General features: G+C 39.9%; 3 protein-coding genes. All 3 read right to left on the reverse strand.

The window, feature by feature from the left end:
• Positions 1-724 (reverse strand): acyltransferase (locus A3757_RS14930; protein ID WP_197470062.1); only part of this gene is annotated, 724 nt, incomplete at its 3' end.
• Positions 725-803: 79 nt separating this feature from the next.
• Positions 804-1,979, reverse strand: a complete 1,176-nt coding sequence (locus A3757_RS14935; protein ID WP_068739856.1) for a DegT/DnrJ/EryC1/StrS aminotransferase family protein — start codon at positions 1,977-1,979, stop codon at positions 804-806.
• 55 nt (positions 1,980-2,034) lie between these two features.
• Positions 2,035-2,652, reverse strand: a 618-nt coding sequence (locus A3757_RS14940; protein ID WP_231878290.1) for a sugar transferase, incomplete at its 5' end; no start/stop codon positions are given.

Genomic DNA, 2,652 nt, shown 5'->3' on the forward strand with positions numbered 1-2,652 from the left:
GATCATCACCTACAAACCACCCAACATAAATTGAAGCCCAAGTAAGGCAACATATACATAGAGCTAATCCAATAACACTCCTTAGTTGTAATCTATTAACATCTATCGTTCCACGATTTAAAAAAAAATACAAAGCAATACCAACCAAAAAAACGGGGGCTTGATTTAATAAGCTAAAGTATACAAAACTATTGTTCGCAATAAGTACATTGCCGAAATAAAAGACAAAATAAACAGTAAATAGGACAAGAAGTGGAGCAATACTTACTAATAAGCTTGTTGCCCGTCTATTAAAAAACACAAACAGTAAAGGGAAGCACAAATAAAAAAGCATTTCAGTCCCGATAGACCAACCACCAGGAACAATTGAATTATTTGCAGGAGGAAATAAACCGTGAAGAAAAAATACATTCGCAGCAGTATTCAGAACGCTATACTGCTCAGGAATAACTAAGTCACCAGCCTTTATACTTGCCATCAAGGAGCGATACGTAAAATACCCAATAATTCCAAGATAATATACGGGTACAATTCTGAAAAACCTTCGCGTATAAAAGCTCAGTAATGGGCGAGATTCACCACTTCGCCGATCAAATGACATACATAGAGTATAGGCGGAAACAACGAAAAAGAGTTGAACGCCCATTTGTCCGTATTTAGCCATGTAACCAAGCCAACCTTCGATGATGCCTACACTATGAGAGGTGTGTACGCCAATCACCATGATTATGGCAACCCCTCTAAGTGAGTCTATATAATCATGCTTCATTCTAGGTATTAGTCATAAAGCAGAAATCAACACCCTACTTAGTAGCTTGAGTTAATACATCAGTCAAATGTGAAGCAACTGCATCCATCTGTTCAGACGTTATAGTTGGATGAATCAATAACATAAGGCTCGTCTCACCTAACTCCTTTGCCATTGGTAGACTTTCCTTAGGTTGAAAAGGGGTATTATCAAAAGCTTTCTCTAAATACACTTCAGAGCAACTTCCTTGCATTGCGGGAACGCCAAGTTCATTTAACGTGTTAACAATTTTATCTCGGGTCCAACCATCAGCAAGCTGATCAAGCTCAACAAAGACATAGAACTTGTAATTGGCATGCTCAATATAATCTGGAACGTTTGGTACTCGAATACAAGGAAAGTTTCGACACACCTTTACCAACTTACCAGCATGTTCATTTCTAACTCTAGTCCACTCAGCCATTCTAGTTAGCTGAATACGTCCTATAGCAGATTGCATCTCAGTTAAACGCCAGTTTGTACCAAATGATTCATGCAACCAACGGAAACCAGGAGGGTGTTCTCTGTTATATACCGCATCGTAACTCTTACCGTGATCTTTATAAGACCACATAAAATTCCATAGGTTCTTATCATTTGTCGTAACCATGCCACCTTCACCGCCAGTAGTCATGATCTTATCCTGGCAAAAAGACCAAGCGCCAACATGACCTATCGAACCTACGGATTTCCCTTTATATCTAGCACCATGAGCTTGAGCACAATCTTCGATGACCTTAAGAGCATGTTTTTCAGCTAAAGCCATAATACCATCCATCTCACAGGGCCACCCGGCGAGATGAACACAAATGATAGCTTTAGTTTTATCCGTAATTACTGCTTCAATCGTTTCGGGCGATATATTTTGCGAATCTCGATCAACATCCGCAAACACTGGAGTTGCACCAGCGGTAACAATTGAACTAATAGATGCTATAAATGTTCGAGAGGTCACTATAACTTCATCCCCAGCCCTAATACCAAGTCCCTTAAGAGCTAAGTCCAACGCTGTCGTTCCATTTGAAACGGCTATGGCATATTCACAGTCCGCAAACTTAGCGAATCCTTTTTCAAACTCTCTCCCTTCTTGGCCAGTCCAGTAGTTCACTTTGTTAGATAAAAGAACTTTCTGCACAGCATCAGCCTCTTCTTGGGTAAAAGAAGGCCAAGGAGATAAACTTACTTTAGACATAAAACAACCATTGGAATAATAGGACTTTAGTACTAGCTTAAGGTTAGTTAAGCCACTAATGTAAAACCGTTCTGACTATATAATTAATGTCCTGTTTGAACGACCAGACACGAATATAATCGACATTTATTCTAACCTTATCAGGGAAAATAACATCACGATTATAAGCTTCAGGGTCTTCCTGAGCAGCCAAAATTTCTTCTTCATTTCGGTATTTTAGCGTAGCAGGCCCAGTGATCCCAGGTCTTAGGGACAGTACCGCACGTTCTTCGCCTTGGAGTTTATCCGCAAAACCTGGCACATCAGGTCTAGGACCAACAAAGCTCATCTGACCAAGTAAAACATTCCATAATTGAGGCAATTCATCGATCTTAGTTTTTCTGAAGAATGCGCCTAACGACGTAATCCGAGGGTCACCACTTTGTGTTACTGTCGTATCCAAGCCCTTAATAGGTCGCATCGTCTTTATTTTAACAACTTTAAAGACTCTACCATTTTTTCCTACACGCCCTTGAACAAAAAATCCATTGCTACGAGTGTCAAACGAAGCGGTAATATAAGCAATGATTATCAGCCACCACAAAGCTAACAAACCTAAAAAAGCGACGATAAAGTCGAAGCTCCTTTTTTGAAAACTCTGATATGTACTGAGAGCTGGGAGGCTAGAACTATT

The sequence above is a fragment of the Oleiphilus sp. HI0117 genome (assembly GCF_001635235.1).

What these genes read in the sequence shown, in the direction of transcription:
- A3757_RS14935 (WP_068739856.1), bottom strand. Translation starts at nt 1,979, where the DNA reads ATGTCTAAAGTAAGTTTATCTCCTTGGCCTTCTTTTACCCAAGAAGAG.